Below are 2458 nucleotides of genomic sequence, written 5' to 3'. Positions count from 1 at the left end.
GACATGCGTGGATGCGCCGGGCGCCGATGCGCCGGGTGCCGATGCACCGCCTCCTGACAAGGAAGAGAAAGAGCCTGAGGCGGAGAACCGCCAGGCTACCCCGGCTACTTAGCGCGGCGCATGAAGTGGCGCGGCCGGAAGCCCAGCGCCAGCAGCACGGCGAAATACACGACGGCGGAGGCGCCGATGATGAGGAACAGGGCGCCCGCGCGCAGCAGGGGATGGGCACGCAGTGCGGCCCAGTCGAGCTGCGCCTGGCTGAACCAGGCCACGGCGCCCATCAGCGCGACTGCCACGACGACTTTGAAAAAGAACGGCAGCCAGCCCGCATGCGGCACGTAGATCGCGCGCCGGCGCAGGCCCGTGAACAGGAAGCTCGCGTTGATGCACGCACCGAGACCGATCGACAGCGCGAGGCCGGCGACGCCCAGTACCGGTACGAACACGAGGTTCATCAACTGCGTGGCGACGAGCACGCCGACGGCGATCTTGACCGGCGTGCGGATGTCCTGGCGCGCATAGAAGGCCGGGGCCAGGATCTTGACGAGGATGATGCCGAGCAGCCCGGCCGCATAGGCCATCAGCGGCGCCGTGGCGGCCGTGACGGCGCGGGCGTTGAACGCGCCGTAGTTGAACAAGGTGGCGATCAGCGGTTCGGCCAGGGTCGCGAGGCCGACGGCGGCCGGCAGCGCGAGCAGGAACGTCAACCGCAGGCCCCAGTCGAGCAGGGAGGAGTATTCGACGGGATCGCCGTCGGCATTCGCCTTCGACAGGCTGGGCAGCAGCACCGTGCCCAGTGCGACGCCCAGCATGCCGGTCGGGAACTCCATCAGGCGGTCCGCGTACTGCAGCACGGAGACGCTGCCGGCGCCGAGGCGCGACGCGATGTTCGTGTTGATGAGGAGGCTGATCTGCGCGGCCGACACGGCGAACACGGCCGGGCCCATCTTCTTGAGGATGCGGCGCACGCCCGGGTCGGACAGACCGGCGAACGGATTGATCGACAGGCGCGGCAGCATGCCGATGCGCTTCAGCGCGGGGACCTGGATACCGACCTGCAGCACGCCGCCGACCATCACGGCCACCGCCATCGAATAGATCGGCACGTCGAAATACTTCACCATGAACAACGAGAAGAAGATCGACGACAGGTTCCACAGTACGGGCGTGAACGCGGGAATCTTGAATTCGCGCCAGGTATTCAGCACGGCGCCGGCCAGCACGACGAACGACATGCACAGGATGTACGGGAACATCAGCCGGGTCATGACGACGCCGGCGTCGAACGCGGGGCCTTCGAGGCCGCTGGCGATGACGTACAGGACGACGGGCGCGCCGATGATGCCGACGAGGCTCGTCGCGAGCGTCGCCCACACGAGCGTATTGGCGACGTGGTCGACGAGGGTGCGGGTGGCGGCGTCGCCTTTCTGGCTCTTGTACTCGGCCAGGATCGGCACGAACGCCTGCGAGAACGCGCCTTCGCCGAACAGGCGGCGCAGCAGGTTGGGCAGGCGGAAGGCGATGTTGAAGGCGTCGGTATAATCGCTGGCGCCGAACGCGCGGGCAAACAGGGAGTCGCGCAACAGGCCGGTGATACGGGACAGCATCGTCATGCTCGAGATGGCTGCCAGGGTCTTGAGTAGGTTCATAGCCCGCGATTATAGCTGGGCTATTGCACAAAAACGAACCAGGATTTGCCCTTCGTTGAAACCTTCGCTATAATCGAGGGCTGTATTGAATTCTGTTAGCAGACACTCGTTTGGCAGGCACTGGAATGGGCCGGTTTGAATGTTTGCAAACGCAACTTGACCCCGATTAGGAAATTCCATGGCAAATACCGCACAGGCGCGCAAGCGCGCTCGTCAAGCAGTCAAGCAAAACGCACACAACTCGGCTCAGCGCTCGACCCTGCGTACCGCAATCAAGGCCGTCAAAAAGGCCATCCAGGCTGGCGACAAGGCCGCTGCTTCGCAAATCTTCCAGCAGTCCGTGTCGACCATCGACAGCATCGCTGACAAGAAAATCATCCACAAGAACAAGGCCGCTCGCCACAAGAGCCGCCTGGCTGCCGCCATCAAGGCCCTGTCGGCTTAATACACCCGACAGCAACGCCCGCGCGGCCCCGGCTGCGCATGGAGTTATTGAGTCCGGGGGACTCAATAACAACGACCCGCCCGACGCAAGTCCGGCGGGTTTTTTGTTGCCCGAATTCTCTGTTGACTAAAGGCTGTTGCCAAAAACCGGGCTCTGACCCCGGTTTTTGACAACAAAAAGGCAGCCCGCAGGCTGCCTGGGTGAGCGTCGAGCGCTCGCTTACTTGGCTGCCGGTTCGGCCGGAGCGGCTGCGTCGGCTGCGGCGGCCTTCTTGGCCTTCTTGTGGTGCTTCTTCACTTTTTTCGCGGGAGCGGCGGGCTGCTCGGCGGTGGCCGATGCGGCCGAACCGGCAGCCAAGTAAGCG

Annotated in this window: 2 protein-coding genes; one reads left to right on the top strand and one right to left on the bottom strand. The window is 64.4% G+C overall.

The window, feature by feature from the left end:
• Nucleotides 1–104: 104 nt before the first annotated feature.
• Nucleotides 105–1649 (bottom strand): murein biosynthesis integral membrane protein MurJ, encoded by a 1545-nt coding sequence (gene murJ / locus ACEN88_RS29355; RefSeq protein ID WP_413345370.1) that lies wholly within the window; start codon nucleotides 1647–1649, stop codon nucleotides 105–107.
• Nucleotides 1650–1827: 178 nt separating this feature from the next.
• On the opposite strand from murJ, the gene rpsT reads away from it, so the two are divergent.
• Nucleotides 1828–2094 carry a 30S ribosomal protein S20 gene (gene rpsT, locus ACEN88_RS29350; RefSeq protein WP_036237481.1) on the top strand — a complete coding sequence of 89 codons (267 nt, stop codon included), beginning with the start codon at nucleotides 1828–1830 and terminating at the stop codon, nucleotides 2092–2094.
• Nucleotides 2095–2458 lie beyond the last annotated feature (364 nt).

The organism is Massilia sp. CT11-108 (assembly GCF_047302915.1).
In the GTDB taxonomy this organism is placed as follows: Bacteria; Pseudomonadota; Gammaproteobacteria; order Burkholderiales; family Burkholderiaceae_D; genus Telluria; species Telluria orientalis.
The sequence above is the reverse complement of the archived record's forward strand: the minus strand, read 5'-3'. Positions and strand labels throughout refer to the sequence as shown.

Bases quoted from the DNA above. Each gene is read 5' to 3' on its own strand.
- murJ (WP_413345370.1), bottom strand. From the start codon at position 1,649: ATGAACCTACTCAAGACCCTGGCAGCCATCTCGAGCATGACGATGCTG.
- rpsT (WP_036237481.1), top strand. From the start codon at position 1,828: ATGGCAAATACCGCACAGGCGCGCAAGCGCGCTCGTCAAGCAGTCAAG.